The organism is Streptomyces sp. NPDC048288, from assembly GCF_043201555.1.
GTDB lineage: Bacteria > Actinomycetota > Actinomycetes > Streptomycetales > Streptomycetaceae > Streptomyces.
This window is the reverse complement of sequence record NZ_JBICZD010000006.1, coordinates 354019-377267: the sequence shown is the minus strand read 5'-3', so window position 1 is coordinate 377267 and position 23249 is coordinate 354019. Positions and strand designations below refer to the sequence as shown.

20 protein-coding genes and 4 pseudogenes are annotated in these 23249 nt (G+C 70.7%); 13 read left to right on the top strand and 11 right to left on the bottom strand.

Annotated elements, in window-relative coordinates:
• Positions 1–11: 11 nt before the first annotated feature.
• From ACGFZS_RS23650 to ACGFZS_RS23630, 5 genes are read left to right on the top strand one after another with little or no spacing between them, the layout of a single operon-like run.
• Positions 12–1325, top strand: a complete 1314-nt coding sequence (locus ACGFZS_RS23650) for an NAD(P)/FAD-dependent oxidoreductase (protein WP_393796794.1) — start codon at positions 12–14, stop codon at positions 1323–1325.
• Positions 1319–2083: a DUF1365 domain-containing protein gene (locus tag ACGFZS_RS23645; protein ID WP_393796793.1), complete on the top strand. Its 765-nt coding sequence runs from the start codon at positions 1319–1321 to the stop codon at positions 2081–2083. The genes ACGFZS_RS23650 and ACGFZS_RS23645 overlap by 7 nt, the downstream gene beginning before the upstream one ends.
• The gene (locus ACGFZS_RS23640; RefSeq protein WP_393796792.1) at positions 2080–3372 is read left to right on the top strand and encodes a class I SAM-dependent methyltransferase; all 1293 of its coding nucleotides are present in this window, start codon (positions 2080–2082) and stop codon (positions 3370–3372) included. Before ACGFZS_RS23645 ends, ACGFZS_RS23640 begins: the two co-directional genes overlap by 4 nt.
• A complete protein-coding gene (locus ACGFZS_RS23635; RefSeq protein ID WP_393796791.1) occupies positions 3369–4685 on the top strand; it encodes a class I SAM-dependent methyltransferase in 1317 nt (438 codons plus the stop codon). The genes ACGFZS_RS23640 and ACGFZS_RS23635 overlap by 4 nt, the downstream gene beginning before the upstream one ends.
• Complete coding sequence (locus ACGFZS_RS23630) at positions 4682–5491, top strand: DUF1295 domain-containing protein (protein ID WP_393796790.1); 810 nt, start codon at positions 4682–4684, stop codon at positions 5489–5491. The genes ACGFZS_RS23635 and ACGFZS_RS23630 overlap by 4 nt, the downstream gene beginning before the upstream one ends.
• Before the next feature lie 52 nt (positions 5492–5543).
• On the opposite strand, the gene ACGFZS_RS23625 is transcribed toward ACGFZS_RS23630, so the two are convergent.
• The 3 genes from ACGFZS_RS23625 to ACGFZS_RS23615 all read right to left on the bottom strand — a co-directional run bounded on the left by ACGFZS_RS23625 (position 5544) and on the right by ACGFZS_RS23615 (position 8484).
• The gene (locus tag ACGFZS_RS23625) at positions 5544–6293 is read right to left on the bottom strand and encodes an anti-sigma factor domain-containing protein (RefSeq protein ID WP_393796789.1); all 750 of its coding nucleotides are present in this window, start codon (positions 6291–6293) and stop codon (positions 5544–5546) included.
• Positions 6290–6874 carry a sigma-70 family RNA polymerase sigma factor gene (locus tag ACGFZS_RS23620; protein ID WP_393653983.1) on the bottom strand — a complete coding sequence of 195 codons (585 nt, stop codon included), beginning with the start codon at positions 6872–6874 and terminating at the stop codon, positions 6290–6292. The genes ACGFZS_RS23625 and ACGFZS_RS23620 overlap by 4 nt, the downstream gene beginning before the upstream one ends.
• A 455-nt stretch (positions 6875–7329) precedes the next feature.
• The gene (locus ACGFZS_RS23615) at positions 7330–8484 is read right to left on the bottom strand and encodes a lytic polysaccharide monooxygenase (RefSeq protein ID WP_393796788.1); all 1155 of its coding nucleotides are present in this window, start codon (positions 8482–8484) and stop codon (positions 7330–7332) included.
• Between the two features lie 459 nt (positions 8485–8943).
• On the opposite strand from ACGFZS_RS23615, the gene ACGFZS_RS23610 reads away from it, so the two are divergent.
• From ACGFZS_RS23610 to ACGFZS_RS23595, 4 genes and pseudogenes are all read left to right on the top strand, one after another.
• On the top strand, positions 8944–9324 hold the full coding sequence (locus ACGFZS_RS23610) for an NAD(P)-binding protein (protein WP_393796787.1): 381 nt from the start codon (positions 8944–8946) through the stop codon (positions 9322–9324).
• Between the two features lie 93 nt (positions 9325–9417).
• Positions 9418–9564: pseudogene (locus ACGFZS_RS23605) on the top strand (hypothetical protein); the annotation flags it as partial.
• 11 nt (positions 9565–9575) lie between these two features.
• Positions 9576–10178: a flavin monoamine oxidase family protein gene (locus ACGFZS_RS23600; RefSeq protein ID WP_393654822.1), complete on the top strand. Its 603-nt coding sequence runs from the start codon at positions 9576–9578 to the stop codon at positions 10176–10178.
• Between the two features lie 277 nt (positions 10179–10455).
• Positions 10456–12348, top strand: coding sequence for an alkyl/aryl-sulfatase (locus ACGFZS_RS23595; protein WP_393796786.1), 1893 nt, complete (start codon positions 10456–10458; stop codon positions 12346–12348).
• Positions 12349–12471: 123 nt separating this feature from the next.
• Here the strand turns inward: ACGFZS_RS23595 and ACGFZS_RS23590 are convergent.
• Positions 12472–12681 (bottom strand): annotated as a pseudogene (locus tag ACGFZS_RS23590) (hypothetical protein); the annotation flags it as partial.
• Between the two features lie 302 nt (positions 12682–12983).
• Positions 12984–13187, bottom strand: coding sequence for a hypothetical protein (locus ACGFZS_RS23585; RefSeq protein WP_393796785.1), 204 nt, complete (start codon positions 13185–13187; stop codon positions 12984–12986).
• 140 nt (positions 13188–13327) lie between these two features.
• Here ACGFZS_RS23585 and ACGFZS_RS23580 point away from each other — a divergent pair.
• Positions 13328–13750, top strand: a pseudogene (locus ACGFZS_RS23580) (flavoprotein); the annotation flags it as partial.
• A 98-nt stretch (positions 13751–13848) separates the two neighbouring features.
• Here the strand turns inward: ACGFZS_RS23580 and ACGFZS_RS23575 are convergent.
• The 4 genes from ACGFZS_RS23575 to ACGFZS_RS23560 are packed head-to-tail and all read right to left on the bottom strand — an operon-like array spanning position 13849 to position 18705.
• A complete protein-coding gene (locus tag ACGFZS_RS23575) occupies positions 13849–15468 on the bottom strand; it encodes a glycoside hydrolase family 13 protein (RefSeq protein WP_393796784.1) in 1620 nt (539 codons plus the stop codon).
• A 32-nt stretch (positions 15469–15500) separates the two neighbouring features.
• Positions 15501–16337: a carbohydrate ABC transporter permease gene (locus ACGFZS_RS23570; protein WP_393796783.1), complete on the bottom strand. Its 837-nt coding sequence runs from the start codon at positions 16335–16337 to the stop codon at positions 15501–15503.
• On the bottom strand, positions 16334–17389 hold the full coding sequence (locus tag ACGFZS_RS23565; protein WP_393796782.1) for a carbohydrate ABC transporter permease: 1056 nt from the start codon (positions 17387–17389) through the stop codon (positions 16334–16336). Before ACGFZS_RS23565 ends, ACGFZS_RS23570 begins: the two co-directional genes overlap by 4 nt.
• An 11-nt stretch (positions 17390–17400) precedes the next feature.
• Positions 17401–18705, bottom strand: a complete 1305-nt coding sequence (locus tag ACGFZS_RS23560) for an ABC transporter substrate-binding protein (RefSeq protein WP_393796781.1) — start codon at positions 18703–18705, stop codon at positions 17401–17403.
• Positions 18706–19073: 368 nt separating this feature from the next.
• Between ACGFZS_RS23560 and ACGFZS_RS23555 the strand changes: the two genes are divergently transcribed.
• Entirely contained in the window at positions 19074–20126 is a 1053-nt protein-coding gene (locus tag ACGFZS_RS23555; RefSeq protein ID WP_393653965.1) for a LacI family DNA-binding transcriptional regulator, read from the top strand.
• Between the two features lie 172 nt (positions 20127–20298).
• Here the strand turns inward: ACGFZS_RS23555 and ACGFZS_RS23550 are convergent, their stop codons facing one another.
• Positions 20299–20457, bottom strand: a complete 159-nt coding sequence (locus ACGFZS_RS23550) for a hypothetical protein (RefSeq protein WP_393653963.1) — start codon at positions 20455–20457, stop codon at positions 20299–20301.
• Between the two features lie 107 nt (positions 20458–20564).
• A pseudogene (locus ACGFZS_RS23545) lies at positions 20565–20947 on the bottom strand (mobilization protein); the annotation flags it as partial.
• Positions 20948–21538: 591 nt separating this feature from the next.
• Between ACGFZS_RS23545 and ACGFZS_RS23540 the strand changes: the two are divergent.
• Together ACGFZS_RS23540 and ACGFZS_RS23535 are read left to right on the top strand one after the other, a co-directional pair.
• Positions 21539–21865, top strand: coding sequence for a hypothetical protein (locus ACGFZS_RS23540; RefSeq protein WP_393796780.1), 327 nt, complete (start codon positions 21539–21541; stop codon positions 21863–21865).
• 273 nt (positions 21866–22138) lie between these two features.
• On the top strand, positions 22139–23248 hold the full coding sequence (locus ACGFZS_RS23535) for an SGNH/GDSL hydrolase family protein (RefSeq protein ID WP_393653961.1): 1110 nt from the start codon (positions 22139–22141) through the stop codon (positions 23246–23248).
• The last annotated feature ends 1 nt before the right edge of the window (position 23249 follow it).

Sequence of the window (23249 nt, the reverse complement as noted above, 5' to 3'; positions counted from 1 at the left end):
GAGAGAACACCATGCAACGACCGTCCGACGGAACGTCGAGCGGACGGGCCGCCGGTACCGCGCACCCGCGCCGTACGGCCGTCATCGGCAGCGGAGTGGCGGGACTGACCGCCGCGCACGTCCTGGCCCGCGCCCACCACGTCACGCTCTACGAGGCCGACGACCGGCTCGGCGGACACGCCCACACGCACGACCTGACCGCGTCCGACGGACGCACGCACCGCGTCGACTCCGGTTTCATCGTGCACAACCGCCGCACCTACCCGAACCTGCTCAGGCTCTTCAGTGAACTCGGTGTCGCCACACAGGAGTCGGAGATGAGCATGTCCGTACGGTGTGAGGGCTGCGGCCTGGAATACGCCGGCGCCCGCGGCCCGCGCGGGCTGCTCGCCCAGCCGCGCAACGCCCTGCGCGGGCCGTACCTGCGCATGCTGGCCGAGGTGCCCCGTTTCCACCGGGCCGCCCGCCTCCTGCTGGAGCAGCACGGCGCCGACGACGCCCGCACGCTCGGTGAGTTCCTCGACTCGGCGGGCTTCTCGTCCTACTTCCGGGCCCACTTCATGACGCCGGTGGTCTCCGCCGTGTGGTCCTGCGACGCGGAGACGGCCCTGCGGTATCCGGCGGCCTACCTGTTCCGGTTCCTCGCCCATCACGGCATGCTCTCGGTGACCGGGTCACCGGTGTGGCGGACCGTCACGGGCGGCTCGGGAACGTACGTCGACCGGATCGCGGCGGGCCTGCACGAGATACGCACCGGCGCACCCGTACGCTCCGTGATCCGGCACGCGGACGGCGTGGACGTGACCGCCGCCGACGGCGGCACCGCCTCCTACGACCACGTCGTCGTCGCCGCGCATCCCGATCAGGCGCTGCGGCTGCTCGCCGACGCGACTTCGGACGAGAAGGAGGTCCTCGGCGCCTTCCACTACGCCCGCAACACCACCCTGCTGCACACCGACACCAGCCTGCTCCCGCGTGCGAGTGGGGCCCGCGCCTCCTGGAACTACCTGATGCCCGGCTGCGCGGCGGGCGCGGACCGGGTGCGGGTGAGCTACGACATGAACCGGCTCCAGCGGCTCGACGCTCCCGAGCCGTACCTCGTCACCCTGGGCGGGGAGGACCGCGTCGACCCCGGCCGGGTGCTGGCCAGGATGACCTACGAGCATCCGGTGTACACACCGGAGTCGGTGGCCGCCCAGCGCCGGCTGCCCGAACTGAACACCGCCCTGACCGTGTTCGCGGGTGCCTACCACGGCTGGGGTTTCCACGAGGACGGCTGCCGCAGCGGCGTCGAGGCCGCCTTCGCCCTGGGGGTGACATGGTGACCGCCGCGTCCGCCCGCCGGCCGGCGCGGCCAAGGTCACCGGCCCTGTACCCGTGCACGATCACCCACGTGCGCCGGGCACCGCGGCGCTATGCCCTGCGGCACCGCACCTATCTGTGGCTGGTCGACCTGGACCACCTGCCCGTGCTGCCGCGTCCGCTCAGGCCGCTCGCCCGCTTCCGCACCCGCGACCACTTCACGGGGCGTGCCCCGTCGGTCCGGGCGATGCTCGACGGATTCCTGGGCGAGCACGGCATCCACCTGCGGGGCGGCCGGGTGCTGATGCTCGCGCACGCGGCGGTCTTCGGGCATGTCTTCAACCCGTTGTCCCTGTACTGGTGCTACGGCCCCGGCGGCGGCCTGCGCTGTGTGGTGGCCGAGGTCCACAACACCTACGGCGAGCGCCATGCCTACCTGCTGCACACCGGCACGGCCGGCACGGCCACGGTCACCAAGGACTTCTACGTGTCGCCGTTCCACCCGGTCGACGGCCACTACGAGATGCGTCTTCCGCCGCCCGGCGAGCGTCTGTTGCTGTCGATACGCCTCCAGCGGCCCGGCAGCCCGCCCTTCACGGCCTCGGTCCACGGCCGGCGCCGGGAGGCGACAGCCCTGGCCCTGCTGCGCCTCGCGCTGCGCCGTCCCTGGTCGACCCTGAGCGTGTCGGCCGCCATCCGCTTCCACGGTATCCGCCTGTTTCTGCGGGGCCTGCCGGTGCAACCGCGCCCGGGCCGCCGCGCCCCGGAGAGTGCGTCATGACCCAAGTCGAACCCCGCCCCGCCGCCCGCCACCGCCCCGCCGCCCGCCACCGCACCGCCGACCCCGTCGGTGCCGACCGCTGGGCCGATGCGCTCGCCGTGCCCAGGGCGTCCTGGCCGGTGCGGGCCGTCACCGCGTCCGTGCTGACACGCTCCCTGCGGCGGCTGCCCCTGCGGGTGCGGTTCGCCGGCGGCTCCACCGTCGGCCTGGGCGGCCCGCTGATAGAAGTACGCGATCCCAAGGCGTTCCACGCCCGGATCGGCACCCGTGGTCTGATCGGTTTCGGCGAGTCGTTCATGGCCGGCGAGTGGGACGCGCCGGATCTGGTCGGCGCGCTCACCGTGCTCGCCGCCCACGCGGCCGACCTGATCCCGGTCCCGCTGCAAAGGCTGCGCGGTGTGTGGGCGCAGCGCCAGCCCCGCACGCAGCGCAACACACCGGACGGCTCACGCAGCAACATCAGCCGGCACTACGACCTGTCCAACGACCTGTTCGCGCTGTTCCTGGACGAGACGCTCACCTACTCGGCGGCGGTTTTCCGCGGCTTTCCCGCGGACTGGTCGCTCCTGGCCGCCGCCCAGCACCGCAAGATCGACCGCCTGCTCGACCTGGCCGGAGTCCATGACGGCACCCGCCTGCTGGAGATCGGCACGGGCTGGGGTGAGCTCGCCCTGCGGGCCGCCGCCCGCGGCGCCCGCGTCACCTCGCTCACGCTGTCCAAGGAGCAGCGCGCACTGGCACTGGACCGCGTACGCGAGGCGGGGTACGCGGACCGTGTGGCGGTCGAGCTGTGCGACTACCGCGAAGCAGGTGGCACCTATGACGCGGTGGTCAGCGTGGAGATGATCGAGGCTGTCGGCGCGGAATTCTGGCCCGTCTACTTCCGCACCCTTGAGGAACGGCTGGCACCGGGGGGCCGCGTGGCACTGCAGGCGATCACGATGCCGCACGAACGGATGCTGGCCGGCCGTGACACCCACACCTGGATCCAGAAGTACATCTTCCCCGGCGGGCTGATCCCCTCCACGCGGGCGATCGAGGAGACCGCCCGCGACCACACGGCGCTGGCGGTCACGGCGCGGGACGGTTTCGGCGCGCACTACGCCGAGACGCTGCGCCTGTGGCGCGAGCGGTTCACCGACCGCGCCGACGATGCCGCCGCTCTTGGCTTCGACGAGACCTTCCGTCGTCTGTGGACCTTCTACCTGGCCTATTCCGAGGCCGGATTCCGCTCCGGATACCTCGACGTCCACCAGTACCTGCTCACCAAGGAGACCCCGGCCCGATGACAACCGCCCGCACCCCGGTCCGCCCCGGTGCCGCGCACCGGCTCGCAGTCCTCGCACAGGACGCGCTCGGCGGCCCGCTGCCGGTGCGGCTGCGCACCTGGGACGGCAGTGAAACCGGCCCCGCCGACGCGCCCGTCGTCGTGGTGCGCTCCCGGCGCGCACTGCGCCACCTGCTGTGGCAGCCGGGCGAACTCGGCCTCGCCCGCGCCTACGTCACCGGCGAACTCGACGTGGAGGGCGACCTGGCCCAGGGGCTGCGTGCCATGTGGGCCGCCGCGAGGGAGCGGGGGCCGCACGCCCCGCGTCCCACCCTCGCCGACACGGTCCGCGCGGTCGGCGGGGCCGTGCGGCTCGGTGCCGTCGGCCGGCGCCCGCCCGTGCCCGCCTCCGAGGCACGGCTGCGGGGCGCACGGCACAGCAAGGCCCGCGACCGTGCGGCCATCAGCCACCACTACGACCTGTCCAACGACTTCTACCGCCTCCTTCTCGACGACACCATGGCCTACTCCTGCGGCTACTGGACCGGTGAGCGGCCCGGGGCGGACGCGGCCGACGCGCAGCGCGCCAAGCTGGAGCTGATCTGCCGCAAGCTCGGTCTCGTGTCCGGTGCCCGCCTGTTGGACATCGGCTGCGGCTGGGGCTCGCTGACCTTGTACGCGGCACAGGAGCACGAGGTCCGGGTCACCGCCGTCACTCTGGCCCGGGAGCAGGCCGCGTACGTGCGCCGGCAGGTGCGCGAGCGGGGCCTGGAGGACCGGGTGGAGGTGGTGTGCCAGGACTACCGGGACATCACCGGCTCCGCGTTCGACGCCGTCGCCGCCATCGAGATGGGCGAGCACGTCGGAGACGACCAGTACCCCGCCTTCGCCGCCTCCCTGCACGGGCTGGTCCGTCCGCACGGGCGCGTGCTGGTCCAGCAGATGTCCCGCGGCGCGACCGCACCCGGCGGCGGCGCCTTCATCGAGGCGTACATCGCCCCGGACATGCACATGCGGCCGATGGGCGAGACCGTCGGCCTGCTGGAGGCGGCCGGCCTGGAGGTGCGTACGGTGGAGTCGCTGCGCGAGCACTATGTGCGCACCATCAACGCCTGGCGCCACACGCTGGAGGAACGCTGGGAGGACTTCGTCCGGCTGACCGGCGAGGAGACGGCCCGCGTCTGGCGGCTGTACCTGGCCGGCGGAGCCCTGGCCTTCGAAGAGCGGCGCATGGGCGTGGACCAGTTCCTGGCCGTGCGCCCCGCGGCCACGGGAGACAGCGGCCTGACGGGGGCGGAGACCGCCGGCTGGTACCGGCACCTGGAGGACCGGTGACCTCGTTCGGCTGGCACATGTTCGCCGCCAATCTCGGCTGGGCGGCGGCAACGGCCCTGGCGGTCATGCTCGGCACCTTCGCAATCGCCCTGAACTCGGGCGTGCACCGTGTCGTCGACATCGCCTGGGGAGCCGCCTTCGCCGCCGTGGCCGTGATGACCTTCGGCCTCTCCGGTGGCCAGGGAGATCCGGGCCGGCGGGCACTGGTCACCGTTCTCACCACCCTGTGGGGACTGCGGCTCGCGGTGCACATCGCCCGCCGGGCCGCCGGCCACGGGGAGGACCCGCGGTACGAGGCGATGCTGGCCCGCGCGCGGGGCAACCGGAACCTGTACGCCCTGCGGATGATCTACCTGCTGCAGGGAGCCCTGGTGTGGCTGGTGTCGCTGCCGGTGCAGGCAGCCCAGTACACGCCCCGGCCGCTGTCCGCCCTGGCCTGGGCCGGGACGGCGCTGTGGGCTGTCGGACTGTTCTTCGAGGCCGTCGGCGACGCCCAGCTGGCCCGCTTCAAGGCGGACCCCGCCAACCGGGGCCGGATCATGGACCGGGGACTGTGGGGACTGACCCGGCACCCCAACTACTTCGGGGACTTCTGCGTCTGGTGGGGGCTCTTCCTCGTCGCCTGCGACGGCGGATGGCAGGCCGCCGCCGTGTCCGTGGTCTCGCCGCTGACGATGAGCCTGCTGCTGATCCTCGGAAGCGGGAAACGGCTGCTGGAGCGGCACATGGCCGACCGTCCCGGCTGGGACGCGTACGCGGCACGCACCAGCGGCTTCTTCCCACGGCCGGCACGCTCGGACCGGTGAACCATGTCAGGGGGGACCCGCCGACCGGCGGGTCCCCCCTGACACGCACGCGTTACGCCGGGACTCCGAGCAGCGCGATCGGTGCCGAGGTCGGCTCCTTCGATCCTCCGGCCGGCTCCACCGTGATGCCGACGCCCGAGGCACCGTCGACCGCCCCCTGCATCAGCACGGCCTGGCTGCCGCGGCCGGGATCCATCAGCCCGGCGGAGCGCATCCTCCCGCTCTCGGAGAACCACAGCTGGTACACCTTGCCCTGCGGCGGCGGTGCCATCCCGGAGGTCACGAACACGGCCCGGTCGCGGTCCGCGGACACCACCAGCGTGCCCGCGCCGCCCGCCACCTTCACCGAACGCGACCTGGCGTCGGGCGCGGCCAGTACGCGCGCCACGGCATCGGCGTGCTGCTCCGCCCGCGCCGCCCGGTGCCGAGCATCCTGGGCACGTTCGTACTGCCACACGGCGGTACCGCCGAACGCGGCCGCGGCGGCCACGCAGGCGGCCAGCGTCCACCGGGTCACGGCCCGTCCGCCCGGCACGCTGCCCCGTACCCGCTCCAGCGCCGCGGTGCCGGCAGCCACCTGCCGCACCGTGGTGATGCGCTGCAGCACCTGCTCCCGCATGACCGGGCGCGTACGCACCGTCGAGGCGCGGGCCAGGCGGCCGGCGGTGGCCGTGAACTCCGCGACTTCCTGTGCGCAGGCAGCGCACGAGGCCAGGTGACGCTCGAAAGCGGCACGTTCCTCGCCATGCAGCGCGTGCACCGCGTAGGCGCCTGTCAGCGCGTGCGGATCGGTCGTGGTCATGCGGTCACCCCCAGGCAGTCACGCAGCCGGATCAGTCCATCGCGCAACCGGGTCTTGACGGTCCCGACCGGCAGTGCCAGAGCCTCGGCGACCTCCCGGTACGTCAGGCCGCGGTAGTACGCGAGAGTGACCGACTGCCGCTGCAGTTCGGTCAGGGTGCGCAGACAGCGCCGTACCTGCTCCTGCTCCAGCCGGTTCTCGACCTCCTCGGTCACCTCGTCGTACGCCGGCTGGTGATCGAGCAGAGCGGCCTTGGTGTCACGGGCCGCCGCCGCCTCCACCGACCGCACCCGGTCAACGGCCCGGCGGTGAGCGAGGGTGAGGATCCAGTTGATCGCCGTGCCCCGCTCGGGCCGGTAGCGCGGGGCCGTGCGCCACACCTCCACCAGCACGTCCTGAGCCACCTCCTCCGACTGCGCCCGGTCACGCAGAACGGCACGGACGACGCCGAGGACGGAACCGGCCACGGCGTCGTAGACGGCGGCGAAAGCCTCCTGATCACCCAGCGCCACCTCGTGCAGCAGTTGCTGCAGGTCAGGTTGTGCCGACGGCCTCGTGCCGATATGAACTGGTTCCTTCACAATCGCTCTCCCGTGTGCATGACAGGGGGGTACATCCCTGTGTAATCCGGGACCGTACGGCCTGCGGATTGGTCACATGCGAAGGTCACGCGGTACGACGTGGCGACGGCATCGATGTGTGCGCCCGGGCCCCGCGAGGTCGTCGGCTGCGGACGCACCGGGTCACGCTCCGACAACGCCCGGCACGTACGCAGGGAGTCCCGGGCGGCCCCGGGACTCCCCTTCCGTGGCGGCCGCTTCCCAACGCCACGGAACTGCCCACCTGTTCGGAGACGAGCAGCACGAGAGTGGCACGCTCGTCGGCGGGCGTCCCGGGTGTCGCGCGCCCGGTCAGGATTTCGTAAGCGTTCGGGCGCCACCGCCATGGGAACGGCAGGCTGAGGGCCCGGACACCGGTACCCGGCCGACGGATTCAGTGAAACCGCAGGCCAGCGGCGTCTTTCAGACCCGAACGGTCAGACGAAGTGGACGTCGCCGACGGACAGGAAGATCTCGCCGGTCTTGCCGCCGTTGCCGCCGTCGGGCGTGTCCGGGCCGCCGTGGCCGCCCCACACGTTCGCGATCACCGCGCGGCCGGAACGCCGCGGAAGGGTGGAGAACCTCCAGGACTGGGTGCTGTGCGTGTCCTCCGGACCGGTGTGCTCCGTCAGGAACGGGAGCTGCTCGAAGTCCTCCCAGCTGAGTCCGGCTTCGGGCGTCCACCCTTCCCTGGTGATGAACCACTCATGGGTCCAGCTCTCGCCCTGATGGTGCGCGGCGTAGTGATAGCCGAACGTGTACTCCTCGGCCCCACGCCGGAGTTCCGTCACCGGCCAGTCGCCGTGACCATCGCCCGGGTCCAGATCGAACCCGGCGTAGGCGGGGTTGCCGCAGGAGGCCACCTTGCCCGGCGCGAAGAACTTCACGTACTCCAGGTAGCCGCCGTCGTTGTTCCACGGATGGCTCTCCTGGTACTGCTCGGCACTGGGCCCGGTGGCCTCCCACCAGTCGCTGGTGTTCACCTCGCGGGTCCGGACGCAGACGGGAGAGGTGTCGTTCTCCTTGTACGTCCAGTAGGCACGGCTCTTCGGATGCGACGCGTTGCCGTGCGCGGGTTCGGCGCCCGGGTCGTCCGGTGCGCCGGCCCTCGTCCCGGCGCTGCCGGGCGCCGGCGCACGCCAGGGCTCGGCGTCGGCGGTGCGCACCGTCAGCTCGTTCGTGAATCCCGACCACGTACCGTCGACCTCGGCACGGATCTTGACCCGGTACGCGGCGCCGGGCTCGCCGCCCAGACGCACCCACAGCGTGTTCGCGGCCCACCAGTTCCAGCCGCGCCAGTACAGGAACGCCGTCTGGACCGGTTCCCCGTCGATCCACACCTCGTACTCGTGCGGGTACGGAGCGGCGCCCCCGTTCCAGTCACCCGGCGGGGGCCAGTCCGACCCCGACGAGTCCGGGCCGTTCTCGCCGATGCGCCACCGCAGGTACAGGCCGTACTGGGTGGTGCCCCCGTCCTCGCGGTACCTGACAGCCCCGTTCAGCTCGGACGGCCCTCCGGTCGTCGCCTCCCGGCCGGCTTCCTCGGCCACCGCTACGGCTTTCGCCTGCGTTCGGTTCGGCGTGGCCGCCATGACATGACCCTTTCTCGCGGGAGCAGGATCGGACTCCCCCTGCTCAGGGTGGCCCTGAGACCGACCACCGGCCGCCTCCCACCCGGCTCCCGTCCCCCACGCCTTCCGCGCTCGTCGGTCCCACAGCCGTCCGGAGGCCGACGGGGACCAGCGGTCGGCGCGGCACCTCGTCCGTTTCGGTCGCGGGCGTACGCCGCCCAGGTGTCAACTTCGGTCCTGGGCGCTCGCCCGGACGGGCGGCGTCCGCCCTGCCGGGTCCGGGAAGGACCCCCTGCGCAGGCCCGCACTCGAAACGCGCACGGCATCCAAGAGCCAGGGCTCATGTTCTCCGGGCCGTCCTGCGGCCGATCCGCAGATGCCGTCCCCCACAGCCACTGGCGCGCCGGGCGAAGCACAAGCACGTCCACGCACCTGTCCGCACAGGCCCTCCACCAGGCGATGTCCGGCCTCGGCGGCCCGATGAGTTCCGGCGCGGGAGCCACGCCGGACTTCGCCGCCGCTCCGCGCGCGGCGGCCGGCGAGGAGAAGTCGGTTCTGATCCTCGGCGCGGGGGTCGGCGGACTCATCGCGGCCTACGAACTGGGCAGGCTGGGCTGCCGGTGCACCGTCCTTGAGCCCCGGCCCCGCACCGGCGGCCGCAACCGCACCGCCCGCAAGGGCGACCAGCTCTACGAACTCGACGGCGAGGGCAACACCCCGGTACTGACCCACACCTGCGACTTCGACCCGGGCCTCCACCTCAACCTCGGCCCCGGCCGTATCCCGGCTCCTCCTGGCGCAACCGGCGCGTCGCCGACGACACCCGCGGCCACCTCGCCGCGTTACTGTCCGCCACCCTGACCGGAGTTCCCGGAGCCCGCGCCCCCGTTGAGCCTGACCGAACTGGTCTCCTCACAGTTCTGGAAGCACCGCTTCTACCGGCCGGTCGGCGGCATGGACAAGATCGTCCACGCCCTCACCGAACGGATCACCACCGAGTACGACGCGACCGTCCAGCTCAAGGCCGAGGCCGTCCCGGTCGACCTGACCGGCGAGCGGGTCGGTGTCACCTACCGCTCGGGTGACCAGGAACTGACGGCGACGGCCGACTACTGCGTGAGCAACATCCCGTTCCCGGTGCTGAAGCAGCTCACGCTGACCGGGCCAACCGACGGTTCTGGGAGGACGACCACAACCAGATCCACGGGGGCATCAGCTGGACCGACCACCCCATCACCCAGTTCTGGTACCCCTCCAACGACCACTTCTCCGAGTCGGGCACCCTCACCGGGGCGTACAACTTCGGCGAGCAGGCCGAGGACATGGGCAAACGGGCGCCCGGCGACCGGCTCCGACTCGCCCGCGACGGCGCGGCACAACTGCACCGCGAGTTCCTGGAGAAGACCACCGTGCCCCAGGACCTGGGGGGCACCGTCGCCTGGCACAAAGTGCCCCACCAGCTCGGCGGATGGGCCGGCTGGGACCCGTCCGACCCCGCTCACCAGTCCGCCTGCCAGCAGCTCCTGACACCCGAGGGCGACGGCCGCTTCCACGTCGTCGGCGACCAGGCGTCCCGGCTCCCCGGATGGCAGGAAGGGGCCATGCCCATGTTGTCGGCGCAGTACGTCGTCGCCGAGATCCTCGGCCTCATCCCCCGCACCGCCCCCGAAACCGTCCAGGTCCCCGACGCCGCCTTCCTCACCCAGGGCCGCTGAGCCCGGCCACGGGCGACCGCACCGACAGCACGCACCGCAGGACACATGTGTCCGACTGCCACCGCGCGTCACGGCACGACCTGGGCATTCGCCATTGGTCGACACCGACGCCGGGACAGCGAGGGCATCTCCTCCGGCGATACCGACGCGGCCGACCGTCTCCAGCCTCATTCACCCGTACGGCGGACATCCGCTCGATCGCTCACAGGCGCTCGGCGAGGCTGGCAGTAGCCCCGTCCGCCGTGGCGCCGGCCAGGCAGCAGCGAGGGAGATCCAGATGTCCCGGAGCACCGAAGCCAAGCCCGTGCAGCCGGGCGTCGCCGAGGCCAACAGGGCGGTGCTGCGGCGTTTCCCGTTCGACGACACCCGGGACCTGGAAGACGCACGGCGCGGCTTCATGGGCACAGCGCAGGAGGGCGTCATCAGGGACGCCGGCGGGCGGGCGGTGTGGGACCTCGGTGCCTACGGCTTCCTCGACCAGGACTGTCCGGCGACCGCCAACCCGAGCCTGTGGCGGCAGAGCCGGCTCTGCTCCGAGCACGGGCTCTTCGAGGTGACCGAGGGCATCTACCAGGTACGCGGCTTCGACCTGTCCAACATGACGATCGTGGAGGGCGCACGCGGCGTCCTCGTCATCGACCCGCTGCTGTGCGCGGAGACCGCCGCCGCGGCTCTCGCCCTGTACCGCGCCCACCGCGGCGACCGCCCCGTGACCGCCGTGCTCCACACGCACAGCCACGTCGACCACTTCGGCGGCGTACGGGGTGTCATCACCGACGAGGACGTGGCGGCCGGTGTTCCCGTGTTCGCCCCGCAAGGCTTCCTCGCCCATGCCGTCAGCGAGAACGTCTACGCCGGTACGGCCATGGGCCGCCGCGCGGCCTACATGTACGGCGCCGCCCTGCCGAAGGAGGAGCGCGGGCAGATCGGCACCGGCCTCGGGCAGACCACCTCCACCGGCGCGGTCACCCTCATCCCACCAACCCGGGACATCACCCACACGGGGCAGACGGAGACCGTGGACGGTATCCGCATGGTCTTCCAGCTCACCCCCGGCACCGAGGCCCCGGCCGAGCTGAACATCCACTTCCCCGACCACGCGGCCCTGTGCATGGCGGAGAACGCCACCCACAACCTCCACAACCTGCTCACCCTGCGCGGCGCCCAGGTCCGCAACCCACGGGTGTGGGCCCACTACCTCACCGAGGCCATCAGCCTGTTCACCGCCGCCTCGGACGTCGCCTTCGCCTCCCACCACTGGCCCGTCTGGGGCCGGGAACGCGTGCGGGAGTTCCTGTCCGAGCAGCGCGACCTCTACGCCTACCTCCACGACCAGACCCTCCGCATGCTCAACCAGGGCCTGACCGGGCCGGAGATCGGCGAACGCATGGCACTGCCCCCGGCGCTGGAACGGGCCTGGCACACCCACGGCTACTACGGCTCGGTCAGCCACAACACCAAGGCGATCTACCAGCGTTACCTGGGCTGGTTCGACGGCAACCCGGCCCACCTGTGGGAGCACCCTCCGACCGAGTCCGCCCGGCGGTACGTCGATTTCATGGGCGGCGCCGACGAGGTGCTGCGCCGCGCCCGGCGGTCGTACGCCGACGGCGACTTCCGCTGGGTGGCACAGGTCGTCGGCCATGTCGTGTTCGCCGACCCGGACCACGCCGAGGCCCGCGAGCTCCAGGCCGACGCCCTGGAACAGCTCGGCTACGGCAGCGAGAACGGCACCTGGCGCAACTTCTACCTGATGGGCGCCTACGAACTGCGCAACGGACCGGTCGGTACGCCCACCGTCACGGCCTCACCCGACGTGCTGGCCGCGCTCACCCTGGACCAGCTCTTCGACTCCCTCGCCATCCGGGTCGACGGACCACGCAGCTGGGACGCCGACATCACCGTCCGCTGGAACGTCAAGGACGGCACCCCGGTGACCATACGGCTGCGCAACGGCGTCCTCACCCACGGCACCGGAGGCGACTCCACCCCGGACGTCGAGTTCACCCTCACCCAGGCAGACCTCAGGGCCGTCCTGCTCGGCACCCTCCCACCCGCCGCCCTGGCCGCACGCGACGACGTCAAGGTCACCGGCGACGCCGGGAAACTGACCGAACTCATCGGCCACCTGACCGCCCCCGACCCGGACTTCGCCATCATCACACCCTGAAGCCCGCGATCAGTTGCCGTGTCGCCGCATCCATTCCCGGCTTTCGGCGAGCGACTTCTCCAACAAGCGACACGCTCTTCGCAGCAGCAGCAGCAGCAGCAGCAGCAGGAGCAGGAGCAGGAGTCAGCCTCGCCCGGGTCCGGTGTAGCAGTCACGAAGGCGGATCTCGATCGCGAGGGCGCCGAGCGCCTCTTTCTCGGGTGGGTAGATGGCCCGGATGTCGGCGAGCTGCTCGTCGCGGGTGGCCGTGGGGTTGATGGGGGAGGGCCCTTCGCCGTCGAGAAGGGCTTCGTCCGTGCCCTTGATGCGGAAGCGGATGGTACTTGACCCGGAAGTGACGGGGTTCGGACAGGAGAGTCTCGGTCATGGCCGGCAGCCGGCCGGCGTACTCGGCCACGGCGCCAGGCCACTGCCGGGTGTCGAGCATCCAGTCGGCGGCGCCCTCGGGCAAGGGGGCACGGCCCTCGCGGACGGGGGACTTGGAGAGTTTCGCGCCGGTGTCGGTGACGACCTGCGGGCAGAACAGGCGGGCGGGGAGCTGGGCGCGGGTGAGGCCGACGGCCTGGAGCGCCTCGTCGACGAGGAGGGAGCCGAAGACCCAGTCGCCGCCATTAACCATGACGTGCAGGGTTCCGTCAGCTGGTGTGCTGGGTGAGGGCGAGTTCCTTGACGAGGTTGCGGTAGAGGGTGGCAAGGTCGAGGTAGCCACCCGTGGTGGACGCGATGGTGGTGCGGTAGGGGCCGTGGTGGAGGCAGACGGCCTCGACGCCGGCCGTCTCGCGGTCGGTGAGGTGGACGCGGGTTTCGGCGCCGAAGGCATCCCCGTGCTGTTCTGCCACACCCCTGTGGATACGAATGACCCGCTCTGGCACCGATCCCGCCGAATCAGCAGCCTCTGGGCCCTCGGCACGATCGGGCCTCGGGAACTCGCGAACCAACTGGCCGCACATCGAGACGCTCACCGGCCTGGAGCCCACACGTGACCGAACCGACCGCCCCGCAGAGGAAGCCCTTCCTGTACGTCGTCTGCGGCTGCGTCTGCGGCATCGACGGGGACGTCGGGACGTCGGTGTCATCGCCACTCCCCAGGGACCCGGCCTCCTCGGCACCGAAGCCGTCCAGACCCGAACCGGCTACCCGATCCGCTCGGCCTGGCGCACACGCGCTCGCCGTCGCTCCGGTCACCTTCAACACGATCAACAAGTGGGCCAACGGCATCTCCGACACCCTCGCCCTGGACATCCCCGCCGTTGTCCTCCCGTATCTGAACTCGGCCCAGGCCGCCCATCCCGCGTATCGCCGGAGCCTGGACCACTTGCGCGAGATGGGCGTGCTCATCGGCTCGTACGAGCCGCACCGTCCGAAAGCCGGAGGCGGGGCGGACCGCTTCCGCTGGGAGGAGGATGTGCTGTGCTGCCGCCTCCTGCTGCGAGGCCAGGGCCTGTCCGGACAGCGGGGAGTGGGACCGGACAGGCCCTGGGTCTGTGGGGTGGTGGCTCGCTACACCGTGAGCCAGGCCGCCTGGTCCGGAGCCAGGCGGTTGTCCCCGACGGGACCGCTGGTCAGCAGGACCGAGGTGTGTGCGGGCAGTTCGTAGGGCTCGGTGGAGAGGTTGACCACGCAGACGAAGCCGGGCTCGCGGCGGAAGGCGAGGACTCCGGCCGGGGCGTCGTCCAGCCAGGTGAGGGTGCCGTCGCCGAGGGCGGGGTGTTCGCGGCGTATGCGGAGGGCGGTGCGGTAGAGCTCCAGCATGGAGGCGGGGTCGCCGGTCTGGGCTGCCACGGTACGGGGTGCCCAGTCGGCGGGCTGGGGCAGCCAGGGGGAGGCCGTGGCGTCGGCGGCGCTGAAGCCGTAGGGGGCGGTGGTGCCGGACCAGGGGATCGGGACGCGGCAGCCGTCGCGGCCGCGTTCGGTGTGGCCGGAGCGTTCCCAGACGGGGTCCTGGAGGACGGCCTCGGGGAGGTCCTCGATCTCGGGGAGGCCGAGTTCCTCGCCCTGGTAGACGTAGGCGCCGCCGGGGAGGGCGAGGGTGAGCAGGGCGGCGGCGCGGGCGCGGCGGGTGCCGAGTTCGAGGTCGGCGGGTCCTGCGGGGATGTAGGACTCGTTGGCCAGCCACTTCTTCGCGGCTTTACGGCCGTAGCGGCTGGTGTGGCGCATGACGTCGTGGTTGGACATGACCCAGGTGGCGGGGGCGCCGACCGTGCCGAGCATGGCGAGGGTGTCGTCGATGACGGCGCGCAGGTCCTTCGCGTCCCAGTCGGTCATGAGGAAGTCGAAGTTGAAGGCGGTGTGCAGGCCGTCCTCGCGGACGTAGGCGGCGAGGCGTTCGGGGGTGTCGGTCCATGCCTCGGCGACGAAGGAGCGGTCGCCGGGGTACTCGTCGGCGAGCTTGCGCCAGGAGCGGTAGATCTCGTGGACCTCGTCGCGGTCCCAGAAGGGGTGTACGTCTGTGGAAAGGCCGTCCAGGTCGGGGAGTTCGGGGTCCTTGAGCAGGCCGTGGGCGACGTCGATGCGGAAGCCGTCCACGCCCCGGTCGAACCAGAACCGCAGGACGGACTCGAACTCCGCGTGGACCTCCGGGTGCCGCCAGTTGAGGTCCGGCTGCTGCGGGGTGAAGAGGTGGAGGTACCACTCGCCGTCGGGCACCCGCGTCCAGGCCGGGCCGCCGAAGCGGGAGTCCCAGTCGTTGGGCGGGAGTTCACCGTGCGCACCGCGTCCGGCGCGGAAGACGTACCGTTCGCGCTCGGGGCTGCCGGGGCCTGCCGCCAGCGCCTGCTGGAACCAGGCCGCTTGGTCGGAGGAGTGGTTGGGGACGATGTCGGGGATGATCCGGATCCCGTGGGCGTGGGCTTCCTCGATGAGCTGTTCCGCTTCGGCAACCGTGCCGAACAGGGGGTCGATCTCGCGGTAGTCGGCGACGTCGTAACCGTGGTCGGCCTGGGGGGACTTGTACCAGGGGTTGATCCAGAGGGCGTCGACGCCGAGGGACTTGAGGTACGGGAGCCGGGAGCGGATGCCGGCGATGTCGCCGACCCCGTCGCCGTTGCCGTCGGCGAAGCTGCGGATGTAGACCTGGTAGATGACGGCGCTGCGCCACCAGGGCGTGGTGGTGGGGGGCACGGGTCCTGCTCCTTGCGTGTCTGCTGAGGGGGTCACTTGGCCGCGCCGGCGGTCAGTCCGGCGACGATGCGGCGCTGGAAGACCAGCACCATGACGACCAGCGGGATGGTGACGAGGACGCCGGCGGCCATCTGGCTGCCGAACGGGGTCTCGTACGTCGTGGCGCCGGTGAACTTGGAGATGGCGACCGGCGCGGTCTGCATCTGGGGTTTGTTGGTCATCGTCAGGGCGATGAGGAACTCGTTCCAGGCGGCGATGAAGGTGATGATCGCGGTGGTGAAGATGCCGGGCGCGGCGAGCGGCATGATGACCCTGCGGAACGCCTGGCCGCGGGTCAAGCCGTCGACCATGGCAGCCTCTTCCAGTTCGTCGGGCATCTGCTTGAAGAACGTGGTCAGGTTCCACACCGCCAGCGGCAGCGCGAAGGACATGCTCGGCACGATCATCGCCTCGTAGGTGTTGATCCAACCGATGTCCGTGAACAGCTTCAGCAGCGGGACCACGATCGAGACCACCGGGAACATGGAGGTGGCGATGATCAGGGTCAGGATCAGCCGCTTGCCCGGGAACTCCAGGCGGGCCATCGCGTACGCCGTGAAGGTGGCCAGCAGCAGGGACAGCGTGGTCGTGATGCCGGCGACGACCAGGCTGTTGAGGAGTGCGCGGGGGAAGCCCTGTGAGCTGTCCAGCAGGGCGCGGTAGTTCTCGAAGGACACCCGGCTGGGCAGCAGCGAGTTGTCGAAGATGTCGGAGGCGCCGCGCAGGCTGGAGACCAGCATCCAGTAGAAGGGGGCCAGGCAGTAGGCCACGACGGCGAGGACACCGACGTACGGCAGCCACCTGCGCCAGACGGCCGGGGACGAGGTCATGCCGTCACCTCCGCACGGCGGGAGAGGATCCGCTTCCCGCGCCCGCCCTTGCTGCCGTTGCCGCTGTCGTCGCCGACGAGGTCGGCGCCGAGCAGCCGGACGAAGGCGAGGGCGACGAGGAAGACGTAGAGGAAGAGGAGTACGGAGTAGGCCGAGGCCGGTCCGAAGCGGACGTTGGACGCCTCGCTCTGCGCGAGCATGGACAGGGTCTCCACGGAGTTCTTCCGGGCGCCGATGAGGAGGTAGGGGAGGTCGAACATCCGCAGGGCGTCCATGCAGCGGAACAGCATGGCCACCAGCAGGGCGGGCTTCACCAGGGGCAGGGTGATGTGCCAGAACTGGCGCGGGGCGCCGGCGCCGTCGAGGCGGGCGGCCTCGTAGACCTCCTTCGAGATCACCTGGAGCCCGGCGAGGACCAGCAGTCCGATGAACGGGGACGTCTTCCACACCTCGGCGACGATCACCGCGACCTTGGCGTGGAAGCCTTCCGTCGTCCACAGGACCTGGTGGCCGATGAGGGCGTTGGCGATGCCGTTGCTGTTGAAGATCCAGCGCCACAGCAGGCCGGAGATGGCCGTGGGCACGGCCCAGGGGATGAGGATGCTCGCCCGGATCAGCCCCCGGCCGCTGAACGCCTTGTGCATGATCAGGGCCATGGCCACACCGATCACCGTCTCCAGCCCGACCGTGACGACCGTGAAGAAGGTGGTGTTCCAGAAGGCGTTCCAGAACCGGTCGCCGGCGGCTCCGAAGATGTCGGCGTAGTTCTTCAGCCCCACGTACGGCTCGGTGTCGCTGATGAAGCCGGTCGTCGGGTCCAGCCCCTTGGTCCCGTACAGCGACTCCTGGAGCGCCATGATCGTCGGGTAGAGCACGACGATCGACAGCACCAGCAGGGTCGGGGAGACCAGCAGGGCTGCCACCCGGCCCGAGCCCGCGGTGGCGCGGGCGCCGGAACCGGAGCGCCGCCGCCCGCTCACCGGAGCCCGTCCGCCGGCCGGGCGCTCGGGCCCGGCGGTGGCGGATCCCGGTGGGATCTTGGTGTCGGCCATGGCCCCTCTCCTCACTGCCCGGTGGACTTCTGCAGCTCCTGCTGCAGGTCCTTCAGCGCCTGCGCGCTGCTCTTGCCGCCGGTCAGCGCCGCGTACGCCTCCTGCTGGATCGCCGAGGTCACGTCGCCGTACTGCACGACCCGGGGGCGCGGCACGGCGTTCGTGATCGACTGCTTCAGGACGGGCAGGTACGGGTACTGCGCGGTCAGCGTCTTGTCGTCGTACAGGTCGGCGTAGGCCGGGGCGAAGGCGGCGTCCTTGAGGAAGGTCGTCGCGTTCTCCTCGTCGGTGAAGAACTTCATGAAGTCCAGCGCGGTGGCCTTGTTCTTGGCGTACGAGGACAGGGCGAGGTTGGAGCCGCCCAGGCTGGAGGAACCGGTGCCGTTCAGGCCGGGCAGGGGTGCGACCGCGTACTTGCCGGCGATCTTGCTCTTCTCGGCGAGGGCGTACACGTAGGGCCAGTTGCGCAGGAAGACCAGCTTGCCGTCCTGGAACGCCTGGCGGCTGTCCTCCTCCTGGTAGGTGATGGCCTCCTTGGGGATGGTGCCGTCCTTGAAGGCACTGACGAGGAAGTCCAGGCCCTTCCTGGCCGCGGCGGTGTCCACGTCGGGCTTGCCGTCGGCGTCGGTGATCACGCCGCCGGCCGAGTTCACGGCCTCGGCGAAGTTCACCGTCAGGCCCTCGTACTTCTGGAACTGCCCGGCGTAACAGGACACGCCCTTGCCCTCGGGCAGCTTCTTGATCTTCGCGCAGTCGGCCGTCATCTCCGCCCAGGTGGTCGGAGCCTTGCTGATGCCGGCCTTCTTCAGCAGGTCGGTGCGGTAGTAGAGGATGCCGCCGTTGGAGATGTACGGCGCCGCGTACAGGCTGCCGCGGTACTTCGCCGTGTCCACCGCGGGCGTCAGCATCTTGCCGAGCGGGAACTGCGTCTCGGGCAGCTTGGCGATCCACTGGTGCGCGGCGAACTCCGAGGTCCACACGGCGTCGAGGGAGAGCACCGTGTACGCGTCGGACTTGGTCTCCGCGTTCTGGATCATCTGCTGGCGCTGCGAGTCCGGGTCCGTCGGCAGGTCGATGACGGTGACCTTCTCCTTCGGGTGCAGCTTGTTCCAGCGGTCGATCACCTTCTGGACCACGCCGGTGGTGTCCTTGCCGGACACGTACGTGATCGGGCCGCGGCCGGTGAACGACGTGCTCTGCGACTGCCCCGAGGAGCCTGCGGAGCTGCCACCGCCGGAACCGCAGGCGGTGAGGGTGAGCCCGGCGGCGACGAGGGCGGCCGAGCACTGAAGGACTCTGGTGGTTCTGGCGTTCACTGTCTCTCCTGAACGTGCGGTACCGAAGTCTCGGCGGGGGCGCCCTGTAGGGAGTAGCTACCGAGATGACTCTGGGATGGCTCTGTTACGAGACTGTGCTGTCACGGCATTTTCTTGATCAAACACGCAGGTCAAAGCCTTGAGGGATGACTTCGCGGTGACGGCTCCGACTCCGCTGAGACAACGCTTGCACCGTAGGAGTGCATCTGGCGGAAGTCAATCCGTAACTTCCCGGTAGCACGGGGAGGATTGGGTGGGTCATGCAGCTTATATACGGGCAAAACCGCCCATTGAACTCGCCTGAATGGGCGAGACAGCGCTGTCACGAGGCATCTGGCGGAGGCGTGAATCTGTGCTAACTTCCGCTCATGCCGCCAGCTCAACGACTGCCCACCATGGCCGACGTCGCCGAACGGGCGGGGGTCTCCCCGTCCACCGTCTCGCGCACCCTGCGCGGCCTGACATCGGTGGCCCCGGACGTCCGTGCCCGGGTCGAGGAGGCCGCGCGTGAGCTGAACTTCGCGGTCTCCCGGCATGCCGCGAGCCTGGTCACCGGCAAGACCGGGGCGATCGCCGTGCTGGTGCCCACGCTGGACGCGTGGTTCATGGGCGCGGCGCTCTCCCGCCTGGGCCCGCTGCTGCGGGCGGCCGGCCTGGAGATGACCGTCTACGTCATCCCCGACCTCGCCGAACGCACCGCGTTCTTCGAACGCCTCCCGGCCCGCCGCAACGCCGACGCGCTGCTCGTCTTCTCCTTCGACCTGACCGCCGAGGAGACCGCCCGCCTCGACGACCTCGAAATGCCGGTCATCTACGTCAGCCAGCACGTCCAGGGCCGCCCGAGCGTCTACGTCGACGACGTGGCCGGTGCCTGCAAGGCCACCCGCCACCTGCTCAACCTCGGCCACCGCCGGATCGCCTTCGCCCAGACCGTCGGCGCCCGCGGCTTCAGCTTCAGCACCCGCGACCGCCTCCTCGGCTACCGGCAGGCGCTCACCGAGGCGGGCATCCCCCTCGACGACGACCTGGTGGTCACCATCCCGCCCCGCGACAAGCGCGGCACCATGGAAGCCGTCGGCAACCTGCTCAGCCTGCGCGAACCGCCCACCGCGATCTTCGCCGACGCCGACGAGCAGGCCGTCTCCGTCATCTGGACCCTCCGCAAGACCGGCATCCAGGTCCCCGAGCGGATGTCCGTCGTCGGCTTCGACGACCAGGACACCGCCGAGTGGTTCGACCTGTCCACCGTGGCCCAGTCACCCTCCGACATGGGCCGCGTCGCCGGCGAACTCGCCCTGAAACTGATCGACGACACCGAGACCGACCGCGAACAGCACATCGTCCTGCCCACGACACTGATCCCACGGGCGACGACGGCACCGCCACCCCCGGCGGAGCGCGAGGCGAAGGGTGATTCCTGAGGGCCGAACAACCTTGAGGCCGGTACGTCACCGATGGAGAGCCCGCGCTTTCCCGCCGGGCGGGTATCCGGGCATCTCATCACCGAGCGGCGCGGCCCTCTCAGGCCGCTGCCCATGAGGGGACTGGGCCCCTGCGGCGTGAACAGCGCGGCGCGGCAGCGGTGTCCGCCGCCTACGGGCAGGCAGCCGAAGAACGCCGACAGGTCACCGGCAAGGACATCACCTGCTCCGACACCTTCGGCGAGCCATCGCGGCAGGCGATCCCGCAGACCGGAAGCCGCGCCTGCCACAGCGTCCCGTCATTCAGCCCCAGCGGCTCGGTGATGCGCATGATCTCCACCCGCCACGAACAGCTCGTGGGCGATCTCAGCAGGGCGCAGCTCGCCGAACTGCACCAGGCGGCCCCGCCGCACCCGGCCTCCGCACGACACGCTCCACCCATGGGTTGCCGGGCCGGGGGAGGGCACCGGTTGGGGACTGGCAGCGGCGAGGCGTTGTCGGATTCGGGGGAGGGAGAGGTCGGGAGCGAGGGTGGAGCCCGCGTAGAACACCGGCTCGCCCTGATCGTTGGTGTCGCCGGGCAGGGCGAAGTTGCAGCCGAGTGCGTCACCGGATGGGCCGCGCTTGAGGCGCACGGTCACGCCGGTGGCGTCCAGGAGGGCGAAGAACTCGGTCTCGTCGGCCGCTGCGGCAACAGCGCGGCGGACTCGCCGGCGCAGGACGTCGCGGGAGGCGGCGGTGCCGTCGCCCGGCTTCAACCGCCTCAGTCCGTCGGGCAGCGGGCCACTCCGTGGTGAACCTGCTTGGGCGCGGCGTTCATGGCCTCATGGACGAGACTCGGAAGGGTGCTGGGATGCAGCCCCTTGACGCGGTGCCGCACCAGCCCCGCCCGGAGGTGTGGGTGGCCGTGATGCCTTCGTCGAGGTGTTCGCGCACCTCGCGGCCGAGATGGCCCAGGACCCCTTCCGGCGGCTTTCCGGCGGTCGGTGGGCGCATGCGGCGGCGTACTCGGCGATCAGCTGCTGGGCCGAGACGCTGTCGGGCGCGGGGGCGCTCGCGCCCCCGAAGGGGTACTTCCCAGACCCATGATCCTAGGTCCTAGGTCCTAGATCCGTAGCCTGAGGGCTCACGTCCGCTGCGCGGAGCCCTCCCTGCTTCTTCACGGAAGACTCCGTGAGACGCTCCTGACCTGCACGATCACCGCCATCCCCAGGGCATCCGGGGAGACGGCGCTTGCTGGGTCGGTTGATCTGCTGGTGCTGGTGCCACGTGACGATGTGGAGGTACCGCTTGTCGTCCGAGTTGAGCGAGGTCCGTCTCTCCGTCCGTGTGCCCGTGTTCCGGGCGCAGGACCCACAGCTGTCCGGCGATGATCGCGGCGTGGTCGCGGTGGCGGCCTGGAGTTCCCTGCGGTGGAGGCGGAACTGCCTTGGGGAGGCCCGGAGGAGGAACGGGAGCGGAAGAAATTCCCACTCATCCTCACCACCACGTACGGCAACGCCCTCCGTGCCGACATGTTCGACGTCGACGTGTGGAAGCCCGCGCTCGCGGCGGCTGGTGTCATCCCCCTGCGGAAGGCGGGCGAGTCCGTGGTCACCCCAGCCCGCTGGCTGGGGCACTCCCGCCCGACCATCACGCTGGACTACTACGCCCACTTCATGCCCGAGGCGGGCGGGAAGGGACGCGGCGCCATCGGCACCCTGCTTGCTCGGACCTCCCAAGCCGCCGTGGCCGCGTAGAGGGCATGGCGAGCCACCGAGGCCCTTAAGGAACCGCTTCAGGACGAGGCGGCCTCGGGCACCCGGATCCTCCGAGTGCGGTCCGACAACGTCGGCTGTCCGCAGCACGTCTCGTCGCTGTCAGGGGTTGGCCACCCGGCGCACTCGCCGTGGCCCAGAACCTCAGGACCTACGTGCGGGTGGTTTACCCGGCGCACCTGTCAGACGATGGCATGCCCGCACCTACCTTCATTCCGTAGTCACATGACTACATGGAGTGAATGGAGAGCGTAGATGCGTTCGACATCCATGGGCCGACTGGCAGCCCTGGCTCTGCCGGCCCGTCCTTGGGGAGCCATGCGGCACCCCGTCTCCCGCCTGCGAGCGAGGGCCCTGGTCGTGGGGCTCACGCTGGCGGTGTCCGCGGTGGTGCCCGCGGGCTTCGCCGGTGCGGCTGATCACTATCAGTGGGCCGCGCTGGGTGACTCGTACACCGCCGGCGGGTTCGTCGGGCACCCGCAGCCCCCGCTCGGCGATGCGTCGCGGGACGGCTGTGACCGTACCAGCGACGCCTACCCCGGCGTGGTCGACCGGGAGTTCGACGAGTTCCCGCCGGGCAAGCCCGTCCACCTGACCAACGTCAGCTGCGGCAACGCCACCATTGCCGACATCGCCACGGCCAAGCAGACGCCGATCAGCCCGGTCCAGCCGCCCGCCGGAGGCTGGCCCGCAGTGGACCCGCAGATCCAGCGAGCGAAGCTCAACGACCAGACCGACATCGTCACCATCGGTGTCGGCGGCAACAGCCTGCCCTTCGGCGGCATGCTCCTCAAGTGCCTCGAACTGGGCGCCACGATCGGCAAGTCCTGCCACGAGTACTACACCAGTCCTCCCGAGGGGGAGGAGAGCATCCAGGACAAGCTCGCCCGGGTCCAGGACGAGTACATCGAAATGCTGGCCAAGGTGCACGAGGCCGCACCCAACGCCAAGGTGATCACCGTCGGCTACCCGGCGATCCTGCCGCAGGAGGGCAGCGCCTGCAACCGCCTCTCCCTCACCGAGCTGGGCTCGATCAAGCACGCCGACATCGACTGGCTCCGGGACGACGTCCTCAAGCAGCTGAACAACACGATCCAGCGGGTCACGTCGTTCTTCGGTGACCGCTACGTCGACGTCTACTCCTCCAGCGTGGGTCACGACGCCTGCCAGCCCGCGGGCACCAAGTGGGTCGAGGGAATCTGCGGCGACGCGGCGGACTACTGGCCCTCCAAGCTTCCCGGCACTCTCCTGAACTGCGCTCCCATCAACAAGCGCGTCACCCTTGTCCACCCCAACGCCCACGGCTACGCCAACACCGCCGCCCACGTCGAACGAGCCATCCGCCTCGCCCTTCTCGACCACTGAC

Bases quoted from the DNA above. Each gene is read 5' to 3' on its own strand.
- ACGFZS_RS23650 (WP_393796794.1), top strand. From the start codon at position 12: ATGCAACGACCGTCCGACGGAACGTCGAGCGGACGGGCCGCCGGTACC.
- ACGFZS_RS23645 (WP_393796793.1), top strand. From the start codon at position 1,319: ATGGTGACCGCCGCGTCCGCCCGCCGGCCGGCGCGGCCAAGGTCACCG.
- ACGFZS_RS23640 (WP_393796792.1), top strand. From the start codon at position 2,080: ATGACCCAAGTCGAACCCCGCCCCGCCGCCCGCCACCGCCCCGCCGCC.
- ACGFZS_RS23635 (WP_393796791.1), top strand. From the start codon at position 3,369: ATGACAACCGCCCGCACCCCGGTCCGCCCCGGTGCCGCGCACCGGCTC.
- ACGFZS_RS23625 (WP_393796789.1), bottom strand. From the start codon at position 6,293: ATGACCACGACCGATCCGCACGCGCTGACAGGCGCCTACGCGGTGCAC.
- ACGFZS_RS23615 (WP_393796788.1), bottom strand. From the start codon at position 8,484: ATGGCGGCCACGCCGAACCGAACGCAGGCGAAAGCCGTAGCGGTGGCC.
- ACGFZS_RS23610 (WP_393796787.1), top strand. From the start codon at position 8,944: ATGAGTTCCGGCGCGGGAGCCACGCCGGACTTCGCCGCCGCTCCGCGC.
- ACGFZS_RS23595 (WP_393796786.1), top strand. From the start codon at position 10,456: ATGTCCCGGAGCACCGAAGCCAAGCCCGTGCAGCCGGGCGTCGCCGAG.
- ACGFZS_RS23570 (WP_393796783.1), bottom strand. From the start codon at position 16,337: ATGACCTCGTCCCCGGCCGTCTGGCGCAGGTGGCTGCCGTACGTCGGT.
- ACGFZS_RS23565 (WP_393796782.1), bottom strand. From the start codon at position 17,389: ATGGCCGACACCAAGATCCCACCGGGATCCGCCACCGCCGGGCCCGAG.
- ACGFZS_RS23555 (WP_393653965.1), top strand. From the start codon at position 19,074: ATGCCGCCAGCTCAACGACTGCCCACCATGGCCGACGTCGCCGAACGG.
- ACGFZS_RS23550 (WP_393653963.1), bottom strand. From the start codon at position 20,457: ATGCGCATCACCGAGCCGCTGGGGCTGAATGACGGGACGCTGTGGCAG.
- ACGFZS_RS23535 (WP_393653961.1), top strand. From the start codon at position 22,139: ATGCGTTCGACATCCATGGGCCGACTGGCAGCCCTGGCTCTGCCGGCC.